Source organism: Bacillus sp. FSL K6-0069 (genome assembly GCF_038007785.1).
GTDB classification, from domain to species: domain Bacteria; phylum Bacillota; class Bacilli; order Bacillales; family Bacillaceae_G; genus Bacillus_A; species Bacillus_A mobilis.
Window position 1 is genome coordinate 708,190 of the sequence record NZ_JBBOXN010000001.1, and the last position, 26,354, is coordinate 734,543.

The 26,354-nt window shown below is 34.7% G+C and carries 26 protein-coding genes and 1 pseudogene; 18 read left to right on the top strand and 9 right to left on the bottom strand.

The features are described 5' to 3' along the window. The first annotated feature begins 259 nt into the window (after positions 1-259). Together MHB74_RS03530 and MHB74_RS03535 are read left to right on the top strand one after the other, a co-directional pair. Positions 260-601: a hypothetical protein gene (locus tag MHB74_RS03530; RefSeq protein WP_061676338.1), complete on the top strand. Its 342-nt coding sequence runs from the start codon at positions 260-262 to the stop codon at positions 599-601. A 16-nt stretch (positions 602-617) separates the two neighbouring features. Then, positions 618-947: a hypothetical protein gene (locus tag MHB74_RS03535; protein WP_061676337.1), complete on the top strand. Its 330-nt coding sequence runs from the start codon at positions 618-620 to the stop codon at positions 945-947. 19 nt (positions 948-966) lie between these two features. On the opposite strand, the gene MHB74_RS03540 is transcribed toward MHB74_RS03535, so the two are convergent. After that, positions 967-2,145, bottom strand: coding sequence for an MFS transporter (locus MHB74_RS03540; RefSeq protein ID WP_061676336.1), 1,179 nt, complete (start codon positions 2,143-2,145; stop codon positions 967-969). A 225-nt stretch (positions 2,146-2,370) separates the two neighbouring features. On the opposite strand from MHB74_RS03540, the gene bdhA reads away from it, so the two are divergent. From bdhA to MHB74_RS03570, 6 genes are all read left to right on the top strand, one after another. Next, on the top strand, positions 2,371-3,423 hold the full coding sequence (gene bdhA / locus MHB74_RS03545) for a (R,R)-butanediol dehydrogenase (protein WP_000645834.1): 1,053 nt from the start codon (positions 2,371-2,373) through the stop codon (positions 3,421-3,423). Positions 3,424-3,541: 118 nt separating this feature from the next. Beyond that, on the top strand, positions 3,542-3,886 hold the full coding sequence (locus tag MHB74_RS03550; protein ID WP_061676335.1) for a potassium channel family protein: 345 nt from the start codon (positions 3,542-3,544) through the stop codon (positions 3,884-3,886). 263 nt (positions 3,887-4,149) lie between these two features. Further along, positions 4,150-5,001, top strand: a complete 852-nt coding sequence (gene cerA, locus MHB74_RS03555) for a phospholipase CerA (protein ID WP_061676334.1) — start codon at positions 4,150-4,152, stop codon at positions 4,999-5,001. 77 nt (positions 5,002-5,078) lie between these two features. Further along, the gene (gene sph, locus MHB74_RS03560; RefSeq protein WP_061676333.1) at positions 5,079-6,080 is read left to right on the top strand and encodes a sphingomyelinase C; all 1,002 of its coding nucleotides are present in this window, start codon (positions 5,079-5,081) and stop codon (positions 6,078-6,080) included. A gap of 110 nt (positions 6,081-6,190) precedes the next feature. Then, complete coding sequence (locus tag MHB74_RS03565; RefSeq protein WP_061676332.1) at positions 6,191-7,363, top strand: amino acid deaminase/aldolase; 1,173 nt, start codon at positions 6,191-6,193, stop codon at positions 7,361-7,363. Further along, on the top strand, positions 7,351-8,664 hold the full coding sequence (locus tag MHB74_RS03570; RefSeq protein ID WP_061676331.1) for a D-arabinono-1,4-lactone oxidase: 1,314 nt from the start codon (positions 7,351-7,353) through the stop codon (positions 8,662-8,664). Before MHB74_RS03565 ends, MHB74_RS03570 begins: the two co-directional genes overlap by 13 nt. Positions 8,665-8,671: 7 nt before the next feature. On the opposite strand, the gene MHB74_RS03575 is transcribed toward MHB74_RS03570, so the two are convergent. Then, a complete protein-coding gene (locus tag MHB74_RS03575) occupies positions 8,672-9,823 on the bottom strand; it encodes a VanZ family protein (protein WP_061676330.1) in 1,152 nt (383 codons plus the stop codon). 172 nt (positions 9,824-9,995) lie between these two features. Between MHB74_RS03575 and MHB74_RS03580 the strand changes: the two genes are divergently transcribed. Next, positions 9,996-10,199 (top strand): hypothetical protein, encoded by a 204-nt coding sequence (locus MHB74_RS03580; RefSeq protein ID WP_001268328.1) that lies wholly within the window; start codon positions 9,996-9,998, stop codon positions 10,197-10,199. A gap of 115 nt (positions 10,200-10,314) precedes the next feature. Here MHB74_RS03580 and MHB74_RS03585 read toward each other — a convergent pair whose 3' ends face one another. Continuing rightward, positions 10,315-11,127 (bottom strand): undecaprenyl-diphosphate phosphatase, encoded by an 813-nt coding sequence (locus MHB74_RS03585; RefSeq protein WP_000434784.1) that lies wholly within the window; start codon positions 11,125-11,127, stop codon positions 10,315-10,317. A 132-nt stretch (positions 11,128-11,259) separates the two neighbouring features. After that, positions 11,260-11,778: pseudogene (locus MHB74_RS29185) on the bottom strand (methyl-accepting chemotaxis protein); the annotation flags it as partial. A gap of 646 nt (positions 11,779-12,424) precedes the next feature. Here MHB74_RS29185 and MHB74_RS03595 point away from each other — a divergent pair. From MHB74_RS03595 to MHB74_RS03610, 4 genes are all read left to right on the top strand, one after another. Beyond that, positions 12,425-13,690: a 3D domain-containing protein gene (locus MHB74_RS03595; RefSeq protein ID WP_061676328.1), complete on the top strand. Its 1,266-nt coding sequence runs from the start codon at positions 12,425-12,427 to the stop codon at positions 13,688-13,690. A 112-nt stretch (positions 13,691-13,802) separates the two neighbouring features. Next, positions 13,803-14,021 (top strand): helix-turn-helix transcriptional regulator, encoded by a 219-nt coding sequence (locus tag MHB74_RS03600; RefSeq protein WP_000154011.1) that lies wholly within the window; start codon positions 13,803-13,805, stop codon positions 14,019-14,021. Further along, positions 14,014-14,487, top strand: a complete 474-nt coding sequence (locus MHB74_RS03605; RefSeq protein WP_061676327.1) for a hypothetical protein — start codon at positions 14,014-14,016, stop codon at positions 14,485-14,487. The genes MHB74_RS03600 and MHB74_RS03605 overlap by 8 nt, the downstream gene beginning before the upstream one ends. Positions 14,488-14,603: 116 nt before the next feature. Beyond that, a complete protein-coding gene (locus MHB74_RS03610) occupies positions 14,604-15,236 on the top strand; it encodes a class A sortase (RefSeq protein WP_061676326.1) in 633 nt (210 codons plus the stop codon). Positions 15,237-15,267: 31 nt separating this feature from the next. On the opposite strand, the gene MHB74_RS03615 is transcribed toward MHB74_RS03610, so the two are convergent. Next, positions 15,268-16,653 carry a peptide MFS transporter gene (locus MHB74_RS03615; protein ID WP_061676325.1) on the bottom strand — a complete coding sequence of 462 codons (1,386 nt, stop codon included), beginning with the start codon at positions 16,651-16,653 and terminating at the stop codon, positions 15,268-15,270. Positions 16,654-16,905: 252 nt separating this feature from the next. On the opposite strand from MHB74_RS03615, the gene brnQ1 reads away from it, so the two are divergent. Next, positions 16,906-18,207: a branched-chain amino acid transport system II carrier protein BrnQ1 gene (gene brnQ1 / locus MHB74_RS03620; protein WP_061676324.1), complete on the top strand. Its 1,302-nt coding sequence runs from the start codon at positions 16,906-16,908 to the stop codon at positions 18,205-18,207. Positions 18,208-18,346: 139 nt separating this feature from the next. Further along, entirely contained in the window at positions 18,347-20,068 is a 1,722-nt protein-coding gene (locus tag MHB74_RS03625; RefSeq protein ID WP_061676323.1) for a DUF2339 domain-containing protein, read from the top strand. A gap of 34 nt (positions 20,069-20,102) precedes the next feature. On the opposite strand, the gene MHB74_RS03630 is transcribed toward MHB74_RS03625, so the two are convergent. Further along, the gene (locus MHB74_RS03630) at positions 20,103-21,650 is read right to left on the bottom strand and encodes a hypothetical protein (RefSeq protein ID WP_061676322.1); all 1,548 of its coding nucleotides are present in this window, start codon (positions 21,648-21,650) and stop codon (positions 20,103-20,105) included. Positions 21,651-21,819: 169 nt separating this feature from the next. After that, positions 21,820-23,211, bottom strand: coding sequence for an amino acid permease (locus MHB74_RS03635; RefSeq protein ID WP_061676321.1), 1,392 nt, complete (start codon positions 23,209-23,211; stop codon positions 21,820-21,822). A 280-nt stretch (positions 23,212-23,491) separates the two neighbouring features. Here MHB74_RS03635 and MHB74_RS03640 point away from each other — a divergent pair, with 280 nt between their 5' ends. The 3 genes from MHB74_RS03640 to MHB74_RS03650 all read left to right on the top strand — a co-directional run bounded on the left by MHB74_RS03640 (position 23,492) and on the right by MHB74_RS03650 (position 25,555). Further along, positions 23,492-24,784: an NCS2 family permease gene (locus MHB74_RS03640; RefSeq protein ID WP_061676320.1), complete on the top strand. Its 1,293-nt coding sequence runs from the start codon at positions 23,492-23,494 to the stop codon at positions 24,782-24,784. A gap of 137 nt (positions 24,785-24,921) precedes the next feature. Continuing rightward, positions 24,922-25,122, top strand: a complete 201-nt coding sequence (locus MHB74_RS03645; RefSeq protein WP_000301181.1) for a helix-turn-helix transcriptional regulator — start codon at positions 24,922-24,924, stop codon at positions 25,120-25,122. Positions 25,123-25,126: 4 nt separating this feature from the next. Continuing rightward, the gene (locus tag MHB74_RS03650) at positions 25,127-25,555 is read left to right on the top strand and encodes a hypothetical protein (protein ID WP_061676319.1); all 429 of its coding nucleotides are present in this window, start codon (positions 25,127-25,129) and stop codon (positions 25,553-25,555) included. A 39-nt stretch (positions 25,556-25,594) separates the two neighbouring features. Here the strand turns inward: MHB74_RS03650 and MHB74_RS03655 are convergent, their stop codons facing one another. Together MHB74_RS03655 and MHB74_RS03660 are read right to left on the bottom strand one after the other, a co-directional pair. Then, positions 25,595-26,032: a GNAT family N-acetyltransferase gene (locus MHB74_RS03655; protein WP_061676318.1), complete on the bottom strand. Its 438-nt coding sequence runs from the start codon at positions 26,030-26,032 to the stop codon at positions 25,595-25,597. A 14-nt stretch (positions 26,033-26,046) separates the two neighbouring features. Then, entirely contained in the window at positions 26,047-26,304 is a 258-nt protein-coding gene (locus MHB74_RS03660) for a DUF4022 family protein (protein ID WP_000926994.1), read from the bottom strand. Positions 26,305-26,354: the final 50 nt, after the last annotated feature.

Here is a 26,354-nt window from a genome sequence, read left to right on the forward strand (position 1 = left end):
TTATTTTAGTTTATGTAATACAAATGTCTGTTCACATGTAGTGTATCAAATTATGTGGAGAAAGGAAATATTTCCGAGGAAATTGTCGAAGTATCGTCGGTATTTATACACTTTTTTTGTAAAAGAAGAACTGTAGTATTGCCATTATAGTTTAATTTATTTACATTGTTACTTGGCTATACACAAAAGTAATATATTCGGCAATAAAAGAGCGCTATTGGATAGTGCTCTTTTTTATGGATAGAAAGGAGTGAGTTAAATGGAAGAAATAATTGAATGTCCACAGTGTGAAGGGAATATTACTACGCAACATATTATTGATTTACCGCATCCTTTTTCATTCAGGTGTCCACACTGTAAGGTCAGGCTAAAAGAAATGAGGATCACACCATGCTTAATATTAGCGGCAATTTGTATCATTCCGCTGTTTATTATAATTGGAGAGAGTATTAAGGAATTACTAGTAAAATATTTTTCTAGTATAGACGATGTACCAACTGTACTTATTTTCTTCTTATTTTGTTATCCATTGTATTATCTCTATGAAAAATATAATGCCATATTGTTTATTAAATACGGATTATTGAAAGTTAAAAGTTGAATAGGAGATTATCACTATGTTGTGGAAAGTTTATTTAGTAATTGTAGCGATATTGGCTATTACTTCGTTAGTAAGAGGTATGTTTCAAACGCCAATTCAAAAGTTTGATTTTGTAGTGACTATCATTACATGGATTGGGCTATTTGGTTTTGTTTTTGGTGTAGAGATAGTAACCCCACTCGTTTGGAAGTGCATCTTCGTGTTTAGCGTTATTTGGACTTTTACTGCAGTTTTTGTTTTACGTTTATATGAAGAGAAGGATGAACCGCTACCTTTTATATTTAAATTAATTGGTATTATCCCAACTCTGCCATTATATTACGGACTATATCAATATGCATTTTAAAAAAAAGACAATGATGGAGTTATCCCATCATTGTCTTTTTTACTTTGCTTTTTGCTTTACTTTTTACTTTGCTTCTTACGTAAATCATACCGGCAAATGTTAATAAGAATGCAGTTCCAATAACGAAGCTGACGCTAGGTGATGCCCCGATTGCTCCAACTGTAAAGGATCCAGCAACAACTCCTAATGAGAAGAAAGCATAAAACAATCCGAATGCTTTTCCGCGTTTATCATCTGTCGTATTTTCAACAAGTAATGCATTTATTGATGGGAAAAGGATAGCGAATCCAATGCCATAAATCATCATAACGATAAAGAGCATACCTTTTGTTGCAAATAATCCAAGTAAAGATAACGCGAATGCCATTACTGCAATCCCAATTAACATTAGTTTTGAACGATTAAATCGATCGTAAATACGGTTTGTTGGCAGCAAGAAGAAGAGGATAGCGGTAATACCGAATACACTTAACATCATGCCTGTTGTAGATGCTTTAAGTGCCAATGCCTCAACTTTCACTGGTAGCATATACGTGACAATTCCTTGTGAAAACATTAGCGTGAAAGCACCAATATATGCTTGCAATAACGGTTCTGATTTCAATAGTTCAATCATATCTTCTTTGTTCATCATTTGTGTTCTTGAAGTATCTTTTCTTGATACGTTATTTGGTAAGAAGAATAGAGATACGATTGTACCAAGGACCATTAAAATAGAAATGGTAATGAACACCCACTCTATACCAGCAGTAGCTTTCATAATCCCACTGAAAGCGGGTCCTACAATTGCCGCTGTTCCAACAGCAGCACCAGATAGAGCCATTGCCTTACCTTGTCTTGCTGAATTTGTTTGTTTTGATAAAAACGTAAAGGCAGCAGGAATTAAAAATCCGTCACTAAAGCCGTGCATAAAGCGCACAACTAATAGTTGTTCACCACTTTGAACAACGGTGTATAACAAGACTATGAAACTCGTAAGCCCCATGCTTATATAAAGTATTTTTTTTGCACCAAATTTATCGACAGCAGCGCCAGCAATAATATTACCGATCATATTAGCGAATGAGTACATACCGACAACTAGCCCAATAATAAGAGGAGATCCTCCAAGACTTTGAGCGAATGTACTCATAATAGGTAATTGTGAAAATGTATCTAGAAACGCTACGATAACAATAAAGTAAATAAAATATTTCAAGCGATATTCACCTCTCCTATGCTATTATGGCATAATGCTAATTTTAACCGCAATGAAATTGAATTAACAGATGTGGAAAAAAGTACAAAGTGACAAAATATTGAACATTATTTGTTAAAATTTAGTGGAAATGAGATTGTTTTTTTGAAATATATGGATAAAAGTATTATAATAGATTTGTAAACTTCACCAGGTTAAGTATATACGTAGAGAGGGATGTATAAAATGAAAGCACTACTTTGGCATAATCAACGTGATGTACGAGTAGAAGAAGTACCAGAACCAACTGTAAGACCAGGAGCAGTTAAGATTAAAGTGAAATGGTGTGGTATCTGCGGAACAGACTTGCATGAATATTTAGCAGGACCTATTTTTATTCCAACAGAAGAGCACCCATTAACACACGTAAAAGCACCAGTTATTTTAGGTCATGAGTTTAGTGGTGAGGTAGTTGAAATCGGTGAAGGCGTTACTTCTCATAAGGTGGGAGACCGCGTCGTTGTAGAACCAATTTATTCTTGTGGTAAATGTGAAGCTTGTAAACATGGACATTACAATGTTTGTGAACAACTTGTTTTCCACGGTCTTGGCGGAGAAGGCGGCGGTTTCTCTGAATATACAGTAGTACCAGAAGATATGGTTCACCATATTCCTGATGAAATGACGTATGAACAAGGTGCACTTGTAGAACCAGCAGCAGTAGCCGTTCATGCAGTACGTCAAAGTAAATTAAAAGAAGGGGAAGCTGTAGCAGTATTTGGTTGTGGTCCAATTGGACTTCTTGTCATTCAAGCAGCTAAAGCAGCAGGAGCAACTCCTGTTATTGCAGTAGAACTTTCTAAAGAACGTCAAGAGTTAGCAAAATTAGCAGGTGCGGATTACGTATTAAATCCAGCTACTCAAGATGTACTAGCAGAAATTCGTAACTTAACAAATGGTTTAGGTGTAAATGTGAGCTTTGAAGTAACAGGTGTTGAAGTAGTACTTCGTCAAGCAATTGAAAGTACAAGCTTTGAAGGACAAACTGTAATTGTTAGTGTATGGGAAAAAGACGCAACAATTACGCCAAACAACCTTGTATTAAAAGAAAAAGAAGTTATCGGTATTCTTGGATACCGTCATATCTTCCCAGCTGTTATTAAATTAATTAGCTCTGGCCAAATTCAAGCAGAGAAATTAATTACGAAGAAAATCACAGTGGATCAAGTTGTTGAAGAAGGATTTGAAGCACTTGTAAAAGATAAAACACAAGTGAAAATTCTTGTTTCACCTAAATAATAGAGAATAGTAAAAAGTAGCCCTTTTCTAGAAATAGAAGAGGGCTACTTTTTTTCTATACAGAAAGGTGATAGACTTTCCTTTAACTACAGGTATTTTGTTTGGAAGGGGAAGTCTAATGCTTTCATTTATGTTGACATTGAAACGGATGTTAAAAGCTTGTTTACGAGCGTGGAAAGATAAAGAGTTTCAAGTATTATTCGTATTAACATTTCTAACATTAACATCTGGTACAATTTTTTATAGTACAGTTGAAGGATTACGTCCTCTTGATGCTTTATATTTTAGTGTGGTCACGTTGACGACTGTCGGTGATGGGAATTTTAGTCCGCAAACGGATTTCGGAAAGGTATTTACAATCTTATACATATTTGTTGGGATTGGACTAGTATTTGGATTTATTCATAAGTTGGCAGTTAATGTACAACTGCCAAGTATATTATCAAGTAGAAAAAAAGAGTAAAGCATGTGGATGCTTTACTCTTTTTTACATTAGTTTAGACAAGTATTTGCAGTAGCTTAACAATACTTTATTACAATATAAGTGCATTCAATCATTATATTCACTATGTATAAAGTTATAATGATATGAAAATCTGCATATTTTAATTTAGTGATAGAAATTTCATGAAAGGTGGGATATTCTAGTCATAGGTTAACCGGACGATATCATAGGATCCTAACAAAAAGTTTACAATAATTCAATTATAAAATGGAGGATTTCAGATGAAAAAGAAAGTACTTGCTTTAGCAGCAGCTATTACATTAGTAGCTCCGTTACAAGGTGTTGCATTTGCTCATGAAAATGATGGGGGAAGTAAAATAAAAATAGTTCACCGCTGGTCTGCTGAAGATAAGCATAAAGAAGGCGTAAACTCTCATTTATGGATTGTAAACCGTGCCATTGATATTATGTCTCGTAATACAACACTTGTAAAACAAGATCGAGTTACACAATTAAATGAATGGCGTACAGAGCTAGAGAACGGTATTTATGCTGCTGACTATGAAAATCCTTATTATGATAATAGCACATTTGCTTCACATTTCTATGATCCAGACAATGGAAAAACATATATTCCACTTGCAAAGCAGGCAAAAGAAACTGGAGCTAAATACTTTAAATTAGCTGGTGAGTCATACAAAAACAAAGATATGAAACAAGCATTCTTCTATTTAGGATTATCCCTTCATTATTTAGGAGATGTAAACCAACCAATGCATGCGGCAAACTTTACAAATCTTTCGTACCCACAAGGGTTCCATTCTAAATATGAAAACTTTGTAGATACGATAAAAGATAATTATAAAGTAACGGACGGAAATGGATATTGGAACTGGAAAGGTACAAATCCAGAAGAGTGGATTCATGGAGCGGCAGTAGTGGCGAAACAAGATTACTCTGGAATTGTAAATGATAATACGAAAGATTGGTTCGTAAAAGCAGCTGTATCACAAGAATATGCAGATAAATGGCGCGCTGAAGTTACACCAATGACAGGTAAGCGATTAATGGATGCACAACGTGTTACTGCTGGATACATTCAGCTTTGGTTTGATACGTACGGAGATCGTTAAGTATTTAAAAAAGGTCAAATCTCACAATAGAGTATTTGGCCTTTTTTATCACTATACAAAACATGGAGGTATGAATCGTGAAAAGTAAATTGCTAAAAAGTATACTTAGCGTTGGAATCGGTCTAGCGGCTTTATATAATGGATCCTCGGCTCAAGCGGAAGTGTCTACAAATAAAAATGATACATTAAAAGTTATGACACATAACGTGTACATGCTATCAACAAACTTATATCCGAACTGGGGACAAAGTGAGCGTGCTGATTTAATTGGGGCAGCGGATTATATAAAGAATCAAGATGTTGTTATATTAAATGAAGTATTTGATAATAGTTCTTCAAACCGTTTATTAGGAAATTTGAAGAAAGAATATCCAAATCAAACAGCGGTATTAGGTCGTAGTAACGGAAATGAATGGGATAAAACGTTAGGTAGCTATTCATCTTCAACGCCTGAAGATGGGGGTGTTGCAATCGTGAGTAAATGGCCGATCGTTGAGAAAATTCAATATGTATTTGCAAAAGGATGTGGGCCAGATAATTTATCAAATAAAGGATTTGTATACACGAAAATCAAGAAAAATGATCGTTTCGTTCATGTAATTGGGACGCATTTGCAGGCTGAAGATAGTATGTGCGGAAAAGCTTCACCTGCATCTGTACGTACAAATCAGTTAAAAGAAATTCAAGATTTTATAAAAAATAAGAATATACCAAATGACGAGTACGTCCTATTTGGTGGTGATATGAACGTGAACAAAGTAAATGCAGAGAACAATAGTGATTCAGAGTACGCATCCATGTTCAAAACATTGCACGCTTCTATTCCATCTTATACAGGACATACAGCAACTTGGGATGCGACGACAAACAGTATTGCGAAATATAATTTCCCCGATAGCCCTGCCGAGTATTTAGATTATATTATTGCAAGTAAAGATCATGCGAATCCATCATTTATAGAGAATAAAGTATTACAACCGAAATCTCCACAGTGGACTGTTACATCATGGCTCAAAAAATATACGTATGATGATTTTTCTGATCATTATCCAGTAGAGGCAACTATTTCTATGAAGTAGTCCTAAAAAAGTTTCTTCTTAAATAAGAAGAAACTTTTTTATTTTGTAGAGGAAATTTCAACTTTCTTTCCAATATGTATAAGACATATTGAGAAGAGGAGAGAAAAAATGTGGATAGAGGAATTTTTAAAGAAGTTCCATTACCGTGTGCATTTTTGGATGAAGTGGCTTTAGATAGAAATATTCAATCGATTATAGAATTAAGTGGAAATAAGAAGATTCGTATAGCGAGTAAATCGTTACGTTCAGTTCCGGTTATGCAAAAGATTTTAGTTGCAAATGATCGATTTCAAGGTATTATGTGTTTCTCACCTAGGGAGGCTTTGTTTTTAATTGAACAAGGATTCAATGATTTATTACTCGGATATCCTGCTTATGATGAAAGAGCTTTACATGAAATAAGTTTGCTAACAAAGCAAGGGCTCATTATAACTTGTATGGTGGATTGTGAAGACCATATTGTTTATTTAGAAAAAATTGCTGAGAAGTCTAAAGGGTGTTTTCGTGTTTGTTTGGATATTGATATGAGTAGTCGTTTTTTTCAATTTCATTTTGGGGTAAACAGATCACCGGTAAAAGATGTGCAAGGTGCTTTGAAAATAGTAAAAAGGGTGAAAGAATCATTATTTTTGATATTAGATGGTGTAATGGGATATGAAGCCCAAATTGCTGGGGTAGGAGATCACATACCGAATCAGCGAGTGAAAAGTAAAGTGATTTCGTATTTAAAGAAGAAATCGGTGTTAGAAGTTAAAGAAAGAAGAGGACATATCGTAAAAGAAATACAAAACCTAGGTATTGAACTAAGGTTTGTAAATGGGGGAGGAACAGGAAGTGTAAAAACAACCGAGCAAGATAAATCAGTTTCAGAGATTACAATAGGCTCTGCTTTTTATGCCCCGAAGCTGTTTGATTATTATAAAGAGGTGCAATTTCATCCAGCTGTCGGATTTGCTTTACCAGTTGTACGTAAACCAGCCCCGTATATTTACACTTGTCTAGGTGGGGGATATATTGCTTCAGGCGCAATTGGTAAAGATAAAGAACCTGAGATTTGGAGGCCAAATGGCGCCAAACTATTAGCTTTAGAAGGTGCTGGAGAGGTACAAACACCGATTTTTTATAATAGTGAGGAGCGGATAGAGATAGGAGATCCTATCTTGTTTCGCCATAGTAAAGCTGGAGAGTTATGTGAGCGGTTTCCATTTTTATATCGTGTGAAAGAAGGAGAGATTGTTGGGGAGTATGTAACATATCGGGGGGATGGCCAATGCTTTCTATAAAGGGACAGAAATGGAAAAATTGGACAGGGAATGTAGAAGGAACGCCGCATTATACGATGTATCCAGAAAGTATAAAAGATGTAGTAGAAGTTGTAGAGCTTGCACGAAAAGAAGGGAAGAAAATTCGTGTTGTCGGTTCAGGACACTCGTTTACACCTCTTGTGCAGACGGAAGAAATTTTAATTTCTTTAGATGAATTGAAAGGTATTGTGAATATCGATGAAGAGCAGATGGTTGCCGAAGTGTGGGCAGGAACAAAGTTACATGATTTAGGGAAGTTACTTGCAGAAAAAGGTTATGCGCAAGAAAATTTAGGGGATATTGATTCACAATCGATTGCAGGAGCGATTAGTACAGGGACTCATGGAACGGGTATTACCTTTGGTAGTTTATCAACACAAGTTATAGAAATTACCGCAGTTTTATCTACAGGTGAGAGTATAGTTTGTTCGGAAACTGAGAATGTGGAATATTGGAGAGCCTTTCAGTTATCACTTGGAATGTTAGGTATCATTGTAAAAATAAAATTGCAGGTTATTCCAGCCTATTCGCTCGTTTATAAAAGTGAAAAACAGTCATTATCTACTGTAATGAACAAGCTAGAAGAATATAAGAAGAATCGCCATTTTGAATTTTTCGTTTTTCCTTATTCTGATGAAGTGCAAGTGAAATTTACAAATGAAACAACAGGTAAAAAAAGTGATTTAAAATGGCATAAACTAAAGGTAGAGTTGCTTGAAAATAAGATGTTTTCTTTGTTATCTAAAGGATGTAAATGGTTTCCTTCTATAAGTAAAGGCGTAAGTCGATTATCGGCTAAAGCTGTACCGAATACAAAAATAATTGGTCCGAGTTACGAAGTATTTGCTACATCGCGTGCGGTTCCATTTTATGAAATGGAGTATAGTGTTCCTTCAAAGTATATGCGGGCCGTTGTAGAAGAAATTTCAAACCTTATTGAAAAGAAAAAGTATAAAGTGCACTTCCCAATTGAATGCCGTTATGTGAAAGGTGATGATATATGGCTCAGTCCAGCGTACGGAAGGGATTCAGCGTATATTGCTGTTCATATGTATAAAGGTATGAAGTATGCTGCTTATTTTGGTGAGGTGGAGAAAATTTTTCTAAAGTATGAAGGGCGCCCGCATTGGGGGAAAATGCATACGTTAACGTACGAAAAATTACAAAATATATATCCAGAATTGCATTCGTTTCTAAAGGTGAGAAAGTTACTAGATGAAGCAGAAGTGTTTTCAAATCCTTACACAGAAAAATTATTTACGATTATGAAAAAAAGCTGACAAAGTATTACTTGTCAGCTTTTTTTAGTATGATCGCATTTCTTGTTTGACTAATGTGCTCGTAAAATAGTAACTTATCACGACTAAATACATGTAATAAAACATGAATAATAAATAGACCGTTAATTACGAGTTGGAATAATAATATAACTACTAATACTAAAGGCTCTTTAAGATTTAAGATAGAGCTACTCGAAAGAATATAATTGATTCCGCCTAGAATGAAATAGAATATACCGTAGCGGATGAATAATTCTTTTAGTGTAATACGCTCTGCTTGTCCTTTAATGTAAATCCGAAGCAATGCTTTTCCTATTGTTCTTCCATTTGTAAAGTATGGAATGATAATAAAGTAAATGAAGACTGAACATGTAATGAAAAGAAGTTCGTATACATTTGTATAAGATTGGATGTTAGCGATAAATAGTGAATTTCCTTTGTTTTTAATGAACGGTACAACGATAGATAAGAAAATCCAATCAATTTGCATAGCGATGAGACGACGAATGAATCCGACTGGTTTCGTTTCTAAATCAATATGAATATCTAGCTCACTTGTTTTCGGAAGGAAATACGTAAATATTGGTGCAATGATAAAGCCAATTACACCGCCTAGTGTGTTTAAAAATAAATCATCAATATCAAATAAGCGATAGGCACAATTATAAATACCATATAATCCAGTTACTTGTGTTAATTCAAAGAACAGTGAAAGGCAAAAAGAAATACACACTGTTTGTAAGAAGCTACGTCGGAAATAATAACGTAAGTACATACCAAATGGAACGGTTAGTAGAACGTTAAAAGCGACTTGTAAAAACGCAGATTCCTTTAATAAATAGAAGTAGGTAGCTGGCTTCGTTAAAATTGCCGAGGTATGATTACTAATCTCTTGTATGAAATAAAATGGCGAGAGTTGCATATGTTGTGTATTAGCCGGTTGTAGGCTACATGTATCATATGTTTGTGGCAAAGGTAAGATAACAAGAAAATAAGCATTTAATACATAGAGTAATAGTGAATATAAAATAAATGAACGCCATTTATTCAAATAACCATATTTGCGATAATTAAATATTAAAAAAGGGATTAATAGAAACATCGCTAAAATAGGAAATAAAATAAATGCTGTTTTTATTGGAAATAAATATGCAGTCAAAATGAAGCTCCTTTCAATGAAAATTCGTTTATTATTATAACGTTAAAAGAACCTTAAAACAAAATTAAAATATTTCGAAATAGAAAAAATTACAAATCTCAATGGAATTAAGTTATAATAAATTTAATATAAGAATATTATGATTATCATTAGTTGAGAGAGGGTACAAGATATGCGATATGAGCTTTTTTCTGTAAGTGGGGATCATATTACAACTTTTGAAAGTGCATGGCATTTTCAGGAGGGAGAACAGATTTTTGTTCATGATGATCAAACAAAACGAAATTTTATTATTATCCGCCTAACGCATGATGTATTTCAACAAAATAAACATGTTATTCGTTTGTATTGTCAAGAAAAGAAAGTGTACGCATAAAAGGGCTCCTCTTACTGTACAGAAAGGTAAGAGGGTTTTATCATTATAAAGATATAAAAAAGCGAGTCATCCTAGTTTAATAGAATGACTCGCTTTTCGCTTTGTAAGTTTCATTTTATAAGAAAATAAGAGTAAGTACACCTACGATAATGCAATAGAAAGAGAAATATTTTAAATTCCCTTTTGCCATAATGTTCATAAACCATTTTAACGAAATATATGTCATGATAAATGTTGCGATAAACGCAACGACATATGGTACGAATAATGTATCTAGATTTGGATCTTTTGCAATGTCTGTAATACTTAGTAATAAACCACCTAAGCTAACAGGGATATATAGTAAGAATGAGAAACGAAGAGCTGTTTCTTGCTTCATACCAAGTAACATCGCTGCTACGATTGTTGCACCTGAGCGGCTTATTCCAGGAATTAGTGCGCAAGCTTGTGCTAATCCTACGATAATTGCATCTTTCATAGAAAGATCGCCATCATTTTTACGTCCACGCAAGTTTCTAATAATCCAAAGGCCGACAGCAGTAATAAGAAGGGAAATCCCAACCATCTTCACGCCTTTTAAGTACTGGTCGATATAGTCTTTAAATAAAACACCAATAACACCTGCTGGAATGGTCGCAATAACAAGGTAAATAATAAAGAAGAAATCTGATTTTGCGTCTTCTGCTCTTGTAAATATATAAGATAAACCATTCTTCGTTAGACGAATTAAATCATTTCTATAAATAAGTAATACAGCTAATAATGAAGCTGAATTAACAAGTAGTTCGAAGCTAAACCCTTCTATTTTTAGTCCTAGCAAATGCTGTGCTAAAACGAGGTGACCACTTGAAGAAATCGGAATTGGTTCTGTTAGTCCTTGGAACAAACCAAGAATTAAATATTTTAAAATGTAGTAAAATTGTTCCATAATAACCTCCTTGTTTATTAGTCGAAAGAAACAACTTGTCCATTATAACAAAGATACGGATGAATATTGAGAAGAAATAAATATTCGAAATATAATAAAAATCCCTTATAACGGTATAAGGGATTTTTATTATTAATGAGAAACTACTGTGTCTTCAAGACTTTTCGCTAATTGAACATCGACTTTCTCAGCATCATGGATGTGATTCATAATAGTAGTATTTAACTTTTGGAACATTTGTTGTGTATTAGCGAATTCACGTAATATATCATCATTACAAGATTTTTGGTTTTCAATAGCTTTAATAACATTTGTAGCACCGCTTTGTAACGTTTGAATCATAATTAAAATGTTTTCAATTCTAGCGTTTGTATCGGCACTCATTTCTACACCTTCATCGACTAAATGTAAATTATCTTTTGTATTATCGTATGCTTTTTCAATTTCTTCTTGAATTTTTTTCGTTAAGTTACCGATGTTTTTTGTACTTTCGGCTGTACTTTCCGCTAGTTTTCTTACTTCATTGGCAACGACAGCGAATCCTTTGCCGTGCTCTCCAGCACGCGCAGCTTCGATACTCGCATTTAATGCAAGTAAATTTGTTTGCGCTGCAATGTTTTGGATGACTTCTACAATTTGCTCGATTTCTTTTGAACGCTCACTTAGATGATTCATACTATTAGACGTGCGCTGAGATTGTTCACCTAATTTGTTAATTACAATAAGTAAACGGTGGACAGATTCTTTCCCTTCATTAGAACAGTCGATAATTTCTTCAATAGATTGAATTAAGCTTTGTTCTTTTTGTAACATTTCGTTATTTAATTCATTGGAATGCGTAGTACGCGTTGAAACATTTTCGAAACATGAGTTTAATTGTTGAACTAAATTTTGGAGTGTATGGTGCTGGTTATTTACAAGTTTATGTTCTTGAACAACGCTTTGTACATGATCGTGGATAGAAGAAATAGTCTCTTGTTGTTCGATATCTTTTTGTTTTAATTCTGCTTCTAGTTCTTGTATACGACTTTCTAATTGATCAATTTTATGTTGGAGTGATTTTTTTTGCGTAAACATATATTTATTTCAACCGCCTTTAGAAGTTATATTTTCTCTATATTTGGATTTTAGCATCTTTTATAATTTTTAAATATAGGAATTGTTAAATATTTAATAATCTATTACATTTTATTCATAATTCCCTTTTTTTCGTCATGAAAAATAAACTGTATTTAATGGTATTGTAAACAAACTGTAAAATAAATCATGTATAACTGTATAAGAAGGGAGTCGGATTATGAACTATTTTAAGCGAATCAGTAGTCTAGTATTAGCAGGAATTATCGGTCTTTCTAGTACAGTCGCTGTAAAAGCAGAGTCAAACGACGAGAAACTTAACAACATGCAACAGCAATTGCAGCAAAACGATGCAGATATGCAAAAGAAAGAGCAAGAGAAGCAAGCTGTTAATAAAGAAATTCAAGGTATCGAAAACGAACTACATAATTTAAATAATACAATTGCAAAAAATAAAGAGGATCAAGCTGCTATTCAACGTAAAATCGATGAAACACATAAGCAGATTGAGCAAAAAAAGAATGAAATTGTCGTTTTAGAGGATAAAGTCCTTGCTCGTAAGGATATTATGAGAAAACGTATGGTTTCTGTTCAAAACAGTTCAAATACAAGTTTAGTAGTAGAAGTTGTAGTAGAGTCAAAAAACTTTGCAGATTTCTTACAACGTATGAATGCAGTTTCTACTATTCTAGAAGCAGATAAAGAAATTTTACGTCTACAAGAACAAGATCTTCGTCAAATTGAGGAAGATAAGAAAACAATTGACGAGAAAGAAGCGTCTTTAGTAGTAGACAAACAAAAATTATCAAAAGCACAGGCTGAGTTGCAAGATAACTTGAAAAAGCGTCAAGATAACTTACAAACAGTTCAAGCTAAATATAATGCGATTGCAAGCCAACTTAATTTAGCAGCAGAAGAAAAGGCTAAAATTGAGTCAAATATGAAGGCAGTTCAAGAAACAATTGCTCGTGAGCAAGAAGCGGCAAGAATTGCAGCAGAAGAGCGTGCTAAAGCAGAAGCAGCTGCAAAGGCTGAGCAAGAAGCATTAGCTAAGGCACAGGCAGAAGTTGCTGAACAGCAAAAGCAGAAGCAAGAACAAGCTAGTAAGCCAGCTCAATCTAAAAATAATAATTCAAATATAGAACCTGCACAACCTGCTAAACCAACTGCTGGTGGAAAAGAACTTTATGTACATGCAACAGCTTATACAGCAGATCCAGGTGAAAATGGCTATGCACCAGGTCAACAAGTATATTCTGCATGGGGAGGCTATAATCTAACTGCAAACCCAGGAATGAAATTGATTGCGGTGGACCCATCTGTTATCCCATTAGGTTCTCGTGTATATGTTGAAGGATACGGAGAAGCAATTGCAGCAGATACTGGTGGCGCGATTAAAGGTCACAAAATTGATGTTTTAATGCCAGATAAGGCTTCGTCTAGTAAGTGGGGCAGAAAAAATGTTAAGCTTACAATTTTAAACTAACACGTAATCCAACTTTACAATACGTAAAGTTGGATTTTTTTACAAAAATAATGTTAAGTTGAGTTTACATTTTGTTAAGGAAAGCATACAATGTAATCGAGAGGTGGTAAAATTGACCATTTTAAATAGAGTGAAGGAATTAAGAGCTCGGTTTAATTTTTCGCAAAGTGTATTAGCAGAAAAGGTTGGAGTGACGAGGCAAACAATCGCTGCAATTGAAAAAGGGGATTATGTTCCTTCCTTGTTATTAGCACTTACGATTTGTGATGTATTTCAGTTAAAGATGGAAGATGTGTTTGTTTTGAATAAGGAGGGGGAAGAGGATGAATAGACTCGTATTTTCTTATATGCTAAATGTACTTTTAATGGTATTAGCAGGTTGGGCGTTTATTGAGTTGTATTATTTTACTATCGAAGTTGCTAACTTTATTCAAACGGAGAGAGTACCATTTGAAGTTTCATTGAGTTTAATGCCGCTAACATTACTTTTAATATTTAGTATTGTATCGACTGTTCTTTATAAAATTCAAAAGAAAAAATATAAAAAGCTCTCGTATTGGATGTTTCCACTATTATTTCCTCAAGAAGATGAACGAGAAAAGGCAATTACAGAAAAGGCTTGTCGTACTACATTTATGTCACTATGGTACGTGTTGCCCTGTGCGGTTGGTTTTTTAACTCTTTCTCCAATTGCTAATCTATACGTTCCTGCATATCCGGTATATATTGCATTTAGTATTTTCTTTATTCAAATGACGATTTTTCACGTATCCTTATATCGAAATAAAATTGCTTAAAAAGAAACCTTCTTGCATCGGCGAGAAGGTTTCTTTTCAGCTTACACTTGTACATATAGCAATATTATCTTATCATTTTATATAGAGTAAGATTTTGTAAGGGAAAGGAATTGTATATGAATAAGCAAAGAATTTATAGTATAGTAGCAATCCTTCTATTTGTTGTAGGTGGTGTGTTAATTGGAAAGCCATTTTATGATGGATATCAGGCTGAAAAGAAACAGACTGAAAATGTACAGGCTGTTCAAAAGATGGATTATGAAAAACATGAGACGGAATTTGTAGATGCTTCGAAAATTGATCAACCAGACTTGGCAGAAGTAGCGAATGCATCATTAGATAAGAAACAAGTAATTGGTCGTATTTCGATCCCGAGTGTTTCATTAGAACTTCCTGTTTTAAAATCTTCTACTGAGAAAAACCTATTATCAGGTGCAGCAACAGTAAAAGAAAATCAAGTAATGGGAAAAGGGAATTATGCATTAGCAGGGCATAACATGTCTAAAAAAGGTGTTTTATTTAGTGATGTAGCCTCTTTAAAAAAAGGTGACAAAATTTATTTGTATGATAATGAAAACGAATATGAATATGCGGTTACTGGTGTATCTGAAGTAACTCCTGATAAGTGGGAAGTTGTCGAGGATCATGGGAAAGATGAAATAACGCTTATTACATGTGTATCTGTTAAGGATAATTCTAAGCGTTACGTTGTTGCTGGTGATTTAGTAGGAACGAAGGCGCAGAAATAAAAAAGATGAGGGGAAATCCCCTCATCTTTTTTTAATCCATCCATTTCACTAGTTTCTTAGAAATTAGTAATAAAACACAACCTAATACAATTGCTACAGCTCCGATTACGGTAAATACTTCAGCGTATCCAAGTGAAGTTGTGAAGCTTGCCAGTTGTCCACCTAAAATGTTGGCGATTCCTGAGCTTGCTAACCATACTCCCATTAATAAAGAAGCAAGTTTTACTGGGGCAAGTGCACTGACCATTGATAGTCCCACAGGTGATAAGAATAGCTCACCTAACGTATGGAAAAGATACGTAAAGACGATAAATAGTAAGTTTGCTTTTTCTGTAATGTTATGTTCATCACTACCTGTTTTTAATGTAGCGATAACGAGAATAATATAACCGATACCGAGCAAGATCATACCAAGTCCCATTTTAGTTGGGATTTTTAAATCCCCGCGTTTGCGAGTTGCAAGTTTTGCCCATAATGCCGAAATGACTGGAGCAAGTAAAATAATAAATAATGGATTGACCGATTGGAACCAAGATGTTGGAACTTCCCATCCGAACACAGAGCGGTCTACAAATTTGTTTGTATATAATGTTAATGAACTACCAGCTTGTTCAAAGCCAGCCCAGAAGAAGACAACAAAGCATGTTAAAATGACGATAACTGCGGTACGTTGTTTTTCTTTTTTTGTTAACGGTGTATCTCCTACTGATGGTTGTCCATCTGTTGTTTGTAAATCGCGAGTTGGTTTTTTACCGATATCACCAAGGAAGCGATTTGATAGTGTTGTAAATAAAATTTGTCCAATGATCATTCCGATTGAAGCGGCTAAGAATCCGTAACGGAATCCGTAATGTACAACGCCATCAACCGTTGTTTTGAATAAATTTTCTGATAAAAATCCGCAAACGAGTGGAGCTAAAAATGATCCGACGTTAATACCCATATAGAAAATGGTAAATGCACTATCACGTTTTGGATCGTTCTCTTCATATAATTCCCCAACCAGTGTAGAGATGTTCGGTTTGAAGAATCCGTTACCGATAATAATAAGCGCTAATCCGAGGTATAGGCCGAATTGGTTTTGCATGGCAAATAGTGTAAGGTTACCGATTGCCATTGTTATACCACCAATTGTGATCGCTTTTCGTCTACCTAGGAACCGGTCTGTTAAGTATCCACCAATCATTGGTGTGAAATAACAGGCTCCAGTATAAAATCCGTAAATGGAGAGTGCCCATGCGGGACTAAACCCAAGACCACCGCTTACTAAAGCTGTCGTTAAATATAATGTTAATAATCCTCGTAATCCATAGTAACTAAATCTTTCCCACATTTCTGTAAAGAAGAGTAAGTATAAACCTGGAGGATGTTTCTTTTTTCTTTGTTGTTCTCTTTCTAGTTGTATCGCTGATTCCATGTTATTTTCCTCCTGACACAAACAAAAACAAAGTTAATAATTTTGTACATTTAATATTTTACCTTATTAACTATTATAAGTCAATAAAGGTTGATTTTTCAGAAGAAATTGGAAAAGAGAGATAGCTATAGAATGGGTGTTTCTTTTATGTTAGACTATGGACTATGTTTTCTTTGTAAGGATGCGGTTTATTGCACTTTTTTATATGTGAAATTGATTTCATAAAAGATGAAATTAAAGAAGGAGAAAGAAATGAAATTGTTACAGAAAAAAGAAATTTTACTTATTAGTCTTATGTTATTCTCGATGTTCTTTGGAGCGGGGAATCTTATATTCCCACCTTTCCTTGGGTATGAAGCAGGGGAACATGTGTGGGTTTCATTAGTAGGTTTTATTATATCAGCAACAGGTCTTCCTATATTGGGCGTTATTGCGATTGCGAAAGCAGGAAGTTTTCAAGCGCTAGCAGGTAGGGTTCATTCTTCATTCGCCATTATTTTTCCGTGTATCGTGTATTTATTTATTGGGCCAGGTCTTGGTATACCACGTGCAGGAAGTTTAGCTTTTGAAATGGGGCCAGGTCAGTTCTTCACAGAATCAGGAAGTATAGTTTTATTATGTTATACGGTTATTTTCTTTAGTATTGTGTACTGGCTAAGTTTATCACCGTCTAAATTAATGGGATTGTTCGGAAAGGTTTTAACACCATTATTATTAGGTATGATTGCCCTTATCTTTATAAAGAGCATGTTTACATCAGTAGGTAATGTAAAAGAGCCTGCTGGAAACTATGGACAAGCTCCTATGTTCCAAGGGTTTTTAGATGGATACTTAACGATGGATGCATTAGCAGCTTTGATTTTTGGGATTGTTATTGCAAATGCTTTACGTGCAAAAGGTATTGAAGATGATAAAGGTTTAGCGAAGTATATGAGTATTGCTGGAATTGGTGCAGGACTATTATTATCTATTATTTATGTCATACTTGGATATGTTGGTTCAATTAGCGGTTCGTTAGGTACATTTGATAATGGGGCGAACGTATTAGCACAAGTGATGACGACGTTATTTGGACAAGCTGGAGTCGTTTTATTAGGTCTTATTTTTACGATCGCATGTTTATGTGTTTCAATTGGACTTGTTACATCTTGTAGTCAATTTTTCGCAAGTGCATTTCCGAAAGTAACTTATAAAGTTTGGGCATTTATATTAAGTTTTGTTAGTATGATTTTAGCTAATTTAGGATTAACACAAATTTTAAAAGTATCAGTACCGATTCTTGGATTTATTTATCCAGTTGCATTAACGCTTATTATTTTAGGGTTATTCCATAAATATATTGGAAAGTATGCATACGTATATGCAGTAACAGTTGGGATTGTAGCGGTATTTAGTGCAATCGATATTTTCAATAAAAATGTGATGATGAATCAGTGGACGTTAGTATTGAAATACATTCCGTTTTATACAGAAGGTGTGGGATGGATTGTTCCGGCTATTATAGGTGTTTGTATTGGCGTTATCGTGAGTATTGTTTTAAATAAGAAGAAATAAGCAAGAGGTGTTTTCCTATTTCGGAAAACACCTTTCTTTTTTTGAAAAATAGTATTGAAAATGAATAGACTAAGAGTATGATAAAGATAATTGGTAATATATAGGTTGAGTGGAAAAATCAGTGGTGAGGGGAGAGCTTATGAAGGAAGATTTAAATAAGAAAATAGAAGCACTCGAAACGACAATTGAAACGATGCAAGAAGCTCTTTTTGAATTGAAAGCAAAACAAAGAGAAAGAGAAGTAGAAAATGCTCAGCAACATGTTGGTAAGGAAAAGAAAGAATATATTGAAACGGTGATGGAGGAAAAACGAAAAGAAGAAGTAGTTACAATAAAAGAGTCTGTGCAAGAACGTGAGATAAAACAAGTGGATATATCTGCTGTTAAACCAGAACCCTTTAATATTATTAGGTTTTGCCAAACTTGGTTACCACGCATATTTGTTGGCATTATGTTACTTGGAGTAATATGGTTATTTAAAGCAGGGGTAGATGCCGGATTATTAACACCAGCAATACGAATTGTGTTTGGTATTGTCCTATCTATAGGTTTTTATTATGTAGGGGATATTCAAATTAAACGAGAGCGGCAAGCGTTAGGATTAGTATTAGCAGGAGGAAGTATAACGGGTATAGTTTTAACGACATTTGCGGCACATTATTTATATGGCTTTATTCCAGCAAGTGTTGCGTTTGTATGTAATATTGCATGGGTCATTTTAGGCATTTATGTAGCGAAGAGGTATCAATCGGAATATCTTACTATCTTCGTAGCGGTAGGAGCTTTCTTCGTACCATTCTTATTAAATAGTACGACTCCTAATCCTTATATTTTCTTTGGATATGAGACGATACTAACACTTAGCTTATTATGGTATGCGTTGAAAAATCGTTATCAGTATTTATATATGATTTCTTATGCTGTTGCTGCTATCGTCCTTTTCGTCTTCTTCGCTATTATGTCAATGTTAGTAGAGGATTTGCAAATACAGTTAACGGTTGTTTATGGTTTGATTCACTTGCTATTATTTTGGCATATGTTTACGGAGAGAAGTTTTATAGTAGAGCCACGCTTGGCGATATTTAGTGCGAATGCAGTTTTCTTTATATTAGCTATTTCAAAAATACCTGAATTTACAACATGGGGATTAATGATTAGCGCACTCGTGCACGCTATTATGTTCGTGTTTGAATATAGGAAAAATCGACATTCTACATTTACAAATCTTTTATTTGGTTTCGCAATGGGTGCATTTAGTTTAGCGATTTTATATGAGTATAGTTTAGTGAATGCAGCAATTGTATTATTATTACAAGGTTTCCTCGGAATGGTGACTGCAATTAAAGTAAAACAACAGATAAAATTGTATGTTAGTGCGACGATTTACGCGATTGGAATGATACAGACTATTTTTAGTCCATTTGATCATTTCATTTCAGCTGGGTTCGTTGCTCATATTATTTTAATAGGTACATTTTTTTACTGCATGAAACAAGCGAAAGATGTGTTAAGGGGCTTTGGAAAATATGTTTATTCTATAGCACTCTATTGGTTTATGGTTATCGTATTTATCGCAATTACTAGAGTTGGTGAAGTGCTTTCTACAGATGGAAGTATAATAAGCGTATCTGTATCGTTATTATGGATGGTATATGCATTATTTGCCGTTTGGCTTGGACGGAATAAAAATATGAATGAAATATTGTATGCCGGCTTAGTCGTGTTAGTCGTAACGATAGGGAAACTATTCCTTTTGGACTTACCAGAAGTATCGATGATGATCAGGGCAGTGTTATTCTTAATAGTAGGTAGTATAGGTATCGTTATTTCAAGGATGTTTTTCTCAAAAGAAGAGAAGTAAAAAGAAGGCAATCCGTATTGGATTGCCTTTTTTATTATTTCTTATCAATTGTTACAGCTTCACTGTATTTCGCTGTCGTATTTTGGCGTAGACGAAGCGTTGCTTGTCCAGTCGTATTTGGATTGATTTGTACATTTACAATCTTCTCAGCAGAACCTAAGCTGTTTGTTGTGAAAGAAAATGCATTGCTATATCCGAAAGTAGAGGGCCAAGTACCATTTGTATTTTGAACTTTTGCTACTTGTGTACCACCAGTAGCGAATATACCTAAAGAGTAATTAGTGTATGTTGTGTTTGGTAATAAGTTATTTACTTGGATTTTGATTTGGAACACTTCATTGTTTGGTAGAGTGCTAGGGTGTGTAACTACGTAGTCGTTTGCTGTTACGGCACCGTTATAACCGTATGAACCTGCTTTAAAAGTATTTGTATTAAACCATTGATAACCTGCATTTGGTGCACTCCAAGGTTCAGGTTGTGGCTCAGTTGATAAGCTTGGTTGTTCAAATGTTTGTAAAGTGGTAGGTAAATCAAGTTGTAAACCATTTACTTGATCTAAACTTGTAAAAGTTTCTTTATTCGATAGCCAATTTACGATATTTTCTAGTAAAATAGCATCGTTTTCTTCTTTATAACCATCGTAAGTTTTCTTTGTTTGGCCAGAATCTTCACGAACGTATTTTGGCGTCGCATCTTCAACTGGAGAAGAGTCACCGATAAAGGCAGCTTTTCCAAGTCCTACTTTAGCGATAGCAGCATAAGGACCCTCTGCAATACCACCGCCGTTATAAACACCGCTATCAACAGCATTATTCCATTTTGCCGGGTTTTCTGGAAGATAAACAAGGCCTTTTGCTAGTTTTGGGTTTGTAATGGCTAGAGTAGAACCAGCATGCATTGCTACAGATGAAACACCTTTTGTAATTCCGAATGATTGTTCAGGTGACACAATATTTTTAGCAGAAACATCACCAATTGCATTGTAGCGGAAGCGAATACCAAAGTTGTCAGATAGCCAATCAGAGCTTTCTACTCCTTGCATAGCTTGTGAATTTGTTTCCTCGCTAGACATTCCTTTTGCTGGATTATCCCAAGCGCCGCGTCTATATCCATTAAAGACTTCAGAAGAGTCCCAGCGATTTTTATTACGATCTGCATTATAATGATCTGCAATAAAGAAGATACTACCGCCGTTTTTCACATATTGTAACATTGCATCTTGTTCAGATTTCTTGTAAGGAATATTGGCTTCTGGGACGATAAATACATTGTAGTCTTTTAAATCTTCATACGTAATCGGTGTTGATTTGCGAAGTTCTTTTACATGATATCCGTTTTGGGCAATACCGTTTCCGAAGTCAGAAAAGCCGCCATCAATAACCCAGTCAGCTGTCCCGGCAGTTTGACCGTGTGTATTATCGAATAAGACTTTCTTCCCGCTATTTTGATTTACAACTTTTGCAGCAATTTCAGGAGCTGGGTCTACTGAGCTTTCGGCATAAGTAGACGGAATGAATGAAGCTCCTATACTTAGTGTAATTGCTGTTGCTAAAGAAAATGTAATCCATTTTTTATTCTTCATAGAAGAATCCCCCTAATAAACATATTTGCTTTAATAATGTAATCTATTTTTTTCAGGAAAGAAAGATAGAAAATATTAAATAGTGTAAAGATAGCGTTAATTTGATTGAGAAATATTTGTGTGAATAATGAAAAAATCCCTTCCTAGTAAATAGGAAGAGATTTTGGGCTTAACTAATTTTTGAATTAGGTGTTTCATCAATTTTATGGAACCCTTTCATATAATACACGATAGCTAAACCAATAAGCCAAATTGGGCCAACAATTAATGCAATTCTTGTATCTTCTGAATACGCCATTATACCTAATACTAGTGCAAGGAAAGCGAGTGAGAAATATGAACTTAATGGATATAAAGGCATTTTATATGATAGCTTGTCCTTTTTATCAGATTGCAATCCTTTACGGAATTTAATTTGAGCGATTAAAATGATGCCCCAAGTCCAAATTGCCCCGAAAGTTGAAATACTAGTGAGCCATGTAAATACTTTTGCAGGTACAAGATAGTTTAATATAACACCAACGAGTAAAACGATGGCTGTTGCTACAATTCCTTGACTTGGAATACCGTTTTTATTTAAACGACCGAATCTTTCAGGAGCTTTTTTCTGCTGAGCTAATGTAAACAGCATACGGCCTGTACTAAATAAACCACCATTACAAGAAGAAAGAGCTGCTGTTAATACGACAAAGTTAATAATCCCTGCTGCTTTTGCGATACCGATTTGCTGGAATGTTAATACGAATGGACTTCCTTTCTCACCAAGTTCGTTCCATGGATAAATTGCCATCATAACGAATAGAGCCCCAACGTAGAATAGCAATATTCTCCAAAATACGTTATCGATTGCTTTTGCGAGTGTTTTTTTCGGATTTTGAGCTTCACCTGCTGTAACACCAATTAATTCAACGCCTAAATAAGCGAATAACACCATTTGTAAAGAGAGCAATAACCCAGAAAAACCATTTGGGAACCAGCCACCATGTGACCAAAGGTTTGAAATACCAGTAGCGATACCGCCGTTTCCAAATCCGAATAAAATAATACCAGCTCCAATAATTATCATACAGATAATTGTGACAATTTTTATGAGAGCAAACCAAAATTCAAGTTCTCCAAATACTTTTACGGATAAGAAGTTGAAAGCACTCATTAATAATAGAGCGAGTAACGCCCAAGTCCAGCGTGGGATATCTGGGAACCAGTACTGCATGTAGATACCAGCTGCTGTAATTTCAGCCATACAAGTAACAACCCATAAGAACCAGTAGTTCCAACCGGTAATGTAGCCAGCTAGTGGTCCAAGGTAATCAGAAGCATATTTACTAAAAGAACCGGCAACAGGTTGTTCAATTGCCATTTCTCCGAGCGCTCGCATAATGAAAAAAATAACGAGTCCAGCGATCATATAACCTAGTAGAATAGAAGGGCCAGCTAGCTTAATAGCAGAAGCGGATCCTAAAAATAGTCCAACGCCAATAGCTGAACCGAGTGACATTAAAGTAATATGTCGTTCTTTTAAACCTCGATTTAAAGTTCCAGATTTGTTTGTGTGCTGCATAAGAAGAATCCTCCTTGTAGAGTGAACGATATTTGAATACGTTTACTAAATATTTAACTATTTCAAATTATAAAACATTTCTATCTGTTATGCTACAAAAATAAACATAGTTAACTGTACTACATCTGTACTTGTCAGACTTAAACTTAAAATTCGAACTATTAGTGAATATATTGACTCTTCTTTTTATTGATTGTTAAGATTAAGTATTATATTTTCTCACATACTAGTAAGAAAAGAATGTGTGATAATAATTCAGATGTAGGAAGGGTACATAACCATGTTTCAATTACAAAAATATAACACTTCTGTGAAGCAAGAGCTTTTAGCTGGCATCACAACTTTTTTTACATTTGCGTATATTCTTGTCATCAATCCGAAAATATTATCTGATGCAGGTGTACCATTTGATCAAGCTTTTACAGCAACTATTATTGCGACGGTTGTAGGGACACTATGTATGGCGTTTTTAGCTAACTATCCAATTGTTATTGCTCCAGCTATGGGAATGAATGCGTATTTTGCTTATTCTGTTGTTCAACAGGCAGAGGGGATTACATATGTCATTGCATTTTCGGCAGTATTTGTAACAGGTATCATTTTTCTTTTATTATCTTTCACTTCATTTAGGCAAAAGCTAATTGTCGCAATTCCTGATAGTTTAAAACATGCAATTGCAGGTGGAATTGGACTATTTATTGCTTTTATTGGATTACGCCTTTCTGGAATTATCGTTGATCATCCATCTAATTTAGTTACGATTGGTGATTTTCATTCTCCAGCCGTTATTTTAACTTTAATTGGTCTAATATTAGCGGCGGTATTAATGGCATTACGTGTGAGCGGTGCATTATTTATTAGTATGATTGTGACGGGAGTTATCGCCTTCTTTACAGGGCAACTGAAGTTTACGGATAAAATTGTTGCGATGCCTCATTTACCAGAAGGTATTATTGTTTCAAACCCAATCAACGCCTTTTCAGATGTAATTGAATACGGATTATATGGTGTTGTATTTTCATTTTTACTTGTACTGTTATTTGATACAACAGGTGCATTACTTGGTTTAATTAAACAAGCAGGTTTAATTACAGATAATACAGAGAAACGTTTTGGTAAAGCGTTTATTGCAGATGCAATTGGCGGGACTACAGGCTCTATCTTTGGAACGAGCCCAACAGCAGCGACGATTGAATCGTCAGCAGGTATTGCTGCAGGTGGTAAAACAGGATTAACAGGTATTGTCGTTGTTGGCCTAACGATTATAACGGCATTCTTCAGCCCTGTCATTGCTTCTTTATCAAGTGTAGCCGCTATTACAGCTCCTTCATTAATTATTGTAGGTAGTTTAATGGCGCAAAGTCTTCGTGATATTAATTGGAATGAATTTGATGATGCATTACCAGCATTTTTAATTTTCGTTGGTATTCCGTTAACGTCTAGCATTGCGAATGGAATTGCAATTGGATTTCTAGTATATCCAGTCTTAAAGATTGTGAAGGGGAAAGGGATGGAAGTACATCCGTTACTATACTTATTTACAATTTTATTTGGATGTCATTTATTCTTATAATATAGATATAGGATAGGGAGCTTCTTATGAGAGGCTCCTTTTTTGTGTATAATAAAGTGAAAATCAAATTAATGGCGTAAAATATAAATTACTTAATGGAATATATATGTTACAATATGGGTAGAGGAGGAACATGAATGGCTGTCAGTAAAATAAAAGTCGCGCGTGTTCAGTTAGATTTAACACAGCAACAATTAGCAGAAAAAGTAGGCGTTACAAGGCAAACGATTAGTTTAATTGAGAAGGGGAAATACAACCCGTCTTTAGATTTATGTTTGAAAATTTGTTATGCGGTAGACAAAACATTAAATGATTTATTTTGGGAGGAAGAGGAGTGAGGGGATGAGAATCGTGAAAGATGAACGTTTAATGATTGAGGGGCTAAAACATATTAGACTCGTTTTCATCTTACAAAATATCGTCATACTAGGTATTGTTTTTTATCGCTACGTTTTGCAAGATGCAGGATATGAAAGTGTTTCAGATTTATTAATGGTATTTATGTGCGGGATAATAGTTATTAATTTTTTAAACTTAAAAAATTCGGTGGAAGTGTATGAGCATACGGGCGGAGTATCGCGTAGTTATTTTATGAAGCTATTATTCATTCCGGTAGGTATTATTATTGGTATTTTAGCTATTTGTATCGTTGTAACACCGGATATTTCGATAAAGGAAATTAGTATAACAGGAATTATTATGCTTGCTTGTTTTTTAGTTCCTAGTTTGTTTATATACATATATATGAAGAGAATAAAAAGTGAAGATTGAAATATAAGAAAAGCTTTCCCATATTGCGGAAAGCTTTTCTTATATTCTTTTATACAGTACTTTATGAAGGCCAATCGGTTCAATTTCAAAGATTTCACCATGTTCCTGGAAGCCTAAGCGCTTGTAATAGTCAGCTACAGTAATTCGGCCATTACACCATAATATATTTGCTTGGCGTTCTTGCAAGACTTGCTCCGCCTTCTGAATTAAGGAGCTTCCAGCACGTTTGTTTCGAAATTCAGGTAGTGTGGCCATTCCTCGTAGACGATAATGAACACCTGCTAGTAAGTCAGGATATATTTCTTTTGAGAAGGAAGCGATACTAATCAGTTCATCGTTTATAAATGCGCCTAAGTGAAAGGTGTCTGTTTCATAGTCGGAAGAGTATTTACAATCTGCTAATGTTTGATTCGGGCGTAAAATTTTTTGACGTAATACGTAGGTTTCAGATCCCTCAATATTTTTCACGGTAATCATATTAACATCCTTTCTTATAAGGCATTTTCTGTTAGTTGTATAAAGAAATAGGCAGGTGCGGCGAAAAGTCCGAGTATGCTAGCAGTTCCGAGAAGGAGTGAAAGTAAGAGGCAAGAGTATTTTATTCCATTCGATTTTTTCCATCCGTAACTACAAATTTCAATGCTAACACCGATGAGAATAATGGCAACGAGTATTTCCGCCAATAATAAAAGAGCTAAAGTTACAATAGACATAATGTGATCCATCCTCATAATATGTGATAGTAACATTTTACCATATTAAATGGAAAAAAATGCCCCTCAATTATGTGAGGGGCATT

What these genes read in the sequence shown, in the direction of transcription:
- MHB74_RS03645 (WP_000301181.1), top strand. Translation starts at nt 24,922, where the DNA reads ATGGCTGTCAGTAAAATAAAAGTCGCGCGTGTTCAGTTAGATTTAACA.
- MHB74_RS03625 (WP_061676323.1), top strand. Translation starts at nt 18,347, where the DNA reads ATGAAGGAAGATTTAAATAAGAAAATAGAAGCACTCGAAACGACAATT.
- MHB74_RS03655 (WP_061676318.1), bottom strand. Translation starts at nt 26,032, where the DNA reads ATGATTACCGTGAAAAATATTGAGGGATCTGAAACCTACGTATTACGT.
- MHB74_RS03650 (WP_061676319.1), top strand. Translation starts at nt 25,127, where the DNA reads ATGAGAATCGTGAAAGATGAACGTTTAATGATTGAGGGGCTAAAACAT.
- MHB74_RS03635 (WP_061676321.1), bottom strand. Translation starts at nt 23,211, where the DNA reads ATGCAGCACACAAACAAATCTGGAACTTTAAATCGAGGTTTAAAAGAA.
- MHB74_RS03610 (WP_061676326.1), top strand. Translation starts at nt 14,604, where the DNA reads ATGAATAAGCAAAGAATTTATAGTATAGTAGCAATCCTTCTATTTGTT.
- MHB74_RS03570 (WP_061676331.1), top strand. Translation starts at nt 7,351, where the DNA reads ATGCTTTCTATAAAGGGACAGAAATGGAAAAATTGGACAGGGAATGTA.
- brnQ1 (WP_061676324.1), top strand. Translation starts at nt 16,906, where the DNA reads ATGAAATTGTTACAGAAAAAAGAAATTTTACTTATTAGTCTTATGTTA.
- MHB74_RS03530 (WP_061676338.1), top strand. Translation starts at nt 260, where the DNA reads ATGGAAGAAATAATTGAATGTCCACAGTGTGAAGGGAATATTACTACG.
- bdhA (WP_000645834.1), top strand. Translation starts at nt 2,371, where the DNA reads ATGAAAGCACTACTTTGGCATAATCAACGTGATGTACGAGTAGAAGAA.
- MHB74_RS03605 (WP_061676327.1), top strand. Translation starts at nt 14,014, where the DNA reads ATGAATAGACTCGTATTTTCTTATATGCTAAATGTACTTTTAATGGTA.
- MHB74_RS03630 (WP_061676322.1), bottom strand. Translation starts at nt 21,650, where the DNA reads ATGAAGAATAAAAAATGGATTACATTTTCTTTAGCAACAGCAATTACA.
- MHB74_RS03595 (WP_061676328.1), top strand. Translation starts at nt 12,425, where the DNA reads ATGAACTATTTTAAGCGAATCAGTAGTCTAGTATTAGCAGGAATTATC.
- MHB74_RS03585 (WP_000434784.1), bottom strand. Translation starts at nt 11,127, where the DNA reads ATGGAACAATTTTACTACATTTTAAAATATTTAATTCTTGGTTTGTTC.
- MHB74_RS03615 (WP_061676325.1), bottom strand. Translation starts at nt 16,653, where the DNA reads ATGGAATCAGCGATACAACTAGAAAGAGAACAACAAAGAAAAAAGAAA.
- MHB74_RS03550 (WP_061676335.1), top strand. Translation starts at nt 3,542, where the DNA reads ATGCTTTCATTTATGTTGACATTGAAACGGATGTTAAAAGCTTGTTTA.
- MHB74_RS03660 (WP_000926994.1), bottom strand. Translation starts at nt 26,304, where the DNA reads ATGTTACTATCACATATTATGAGGATGGATCACATTATGTCTATTGTA.
- MHB74_RS03580 (WP_001268328.1), top strand. Translation starts at nt 9,996, where the DNA reads ATGCGATATGAGCTTTTTTCTGTAAGTGGGGATCATATTACAACTTTT.
- MHB74_RS03535 (WP_061676337.1), top strand. Translation starts at nt 618, where the DNA reads ATGTTGTGGAAAGTTTATTTAGTAATTGTAGCGATATTGGCTATTACT.
- MHB74_RS03640 (WP_061676320.1), top strand. Translation starts at nt 23,492, where the DNA reads ATGTTTCAATTACAAAAATATAACACTTCTGTGAAGCAAGAGCTTTTA.
- cerA (WP_061676334.1), top strand. Translation starts at nt 4,150, where the DNA reads ATGAAAAAGAAAGTACTTGCTTTAGCAGCAGCTATTACATTAGTAGCT.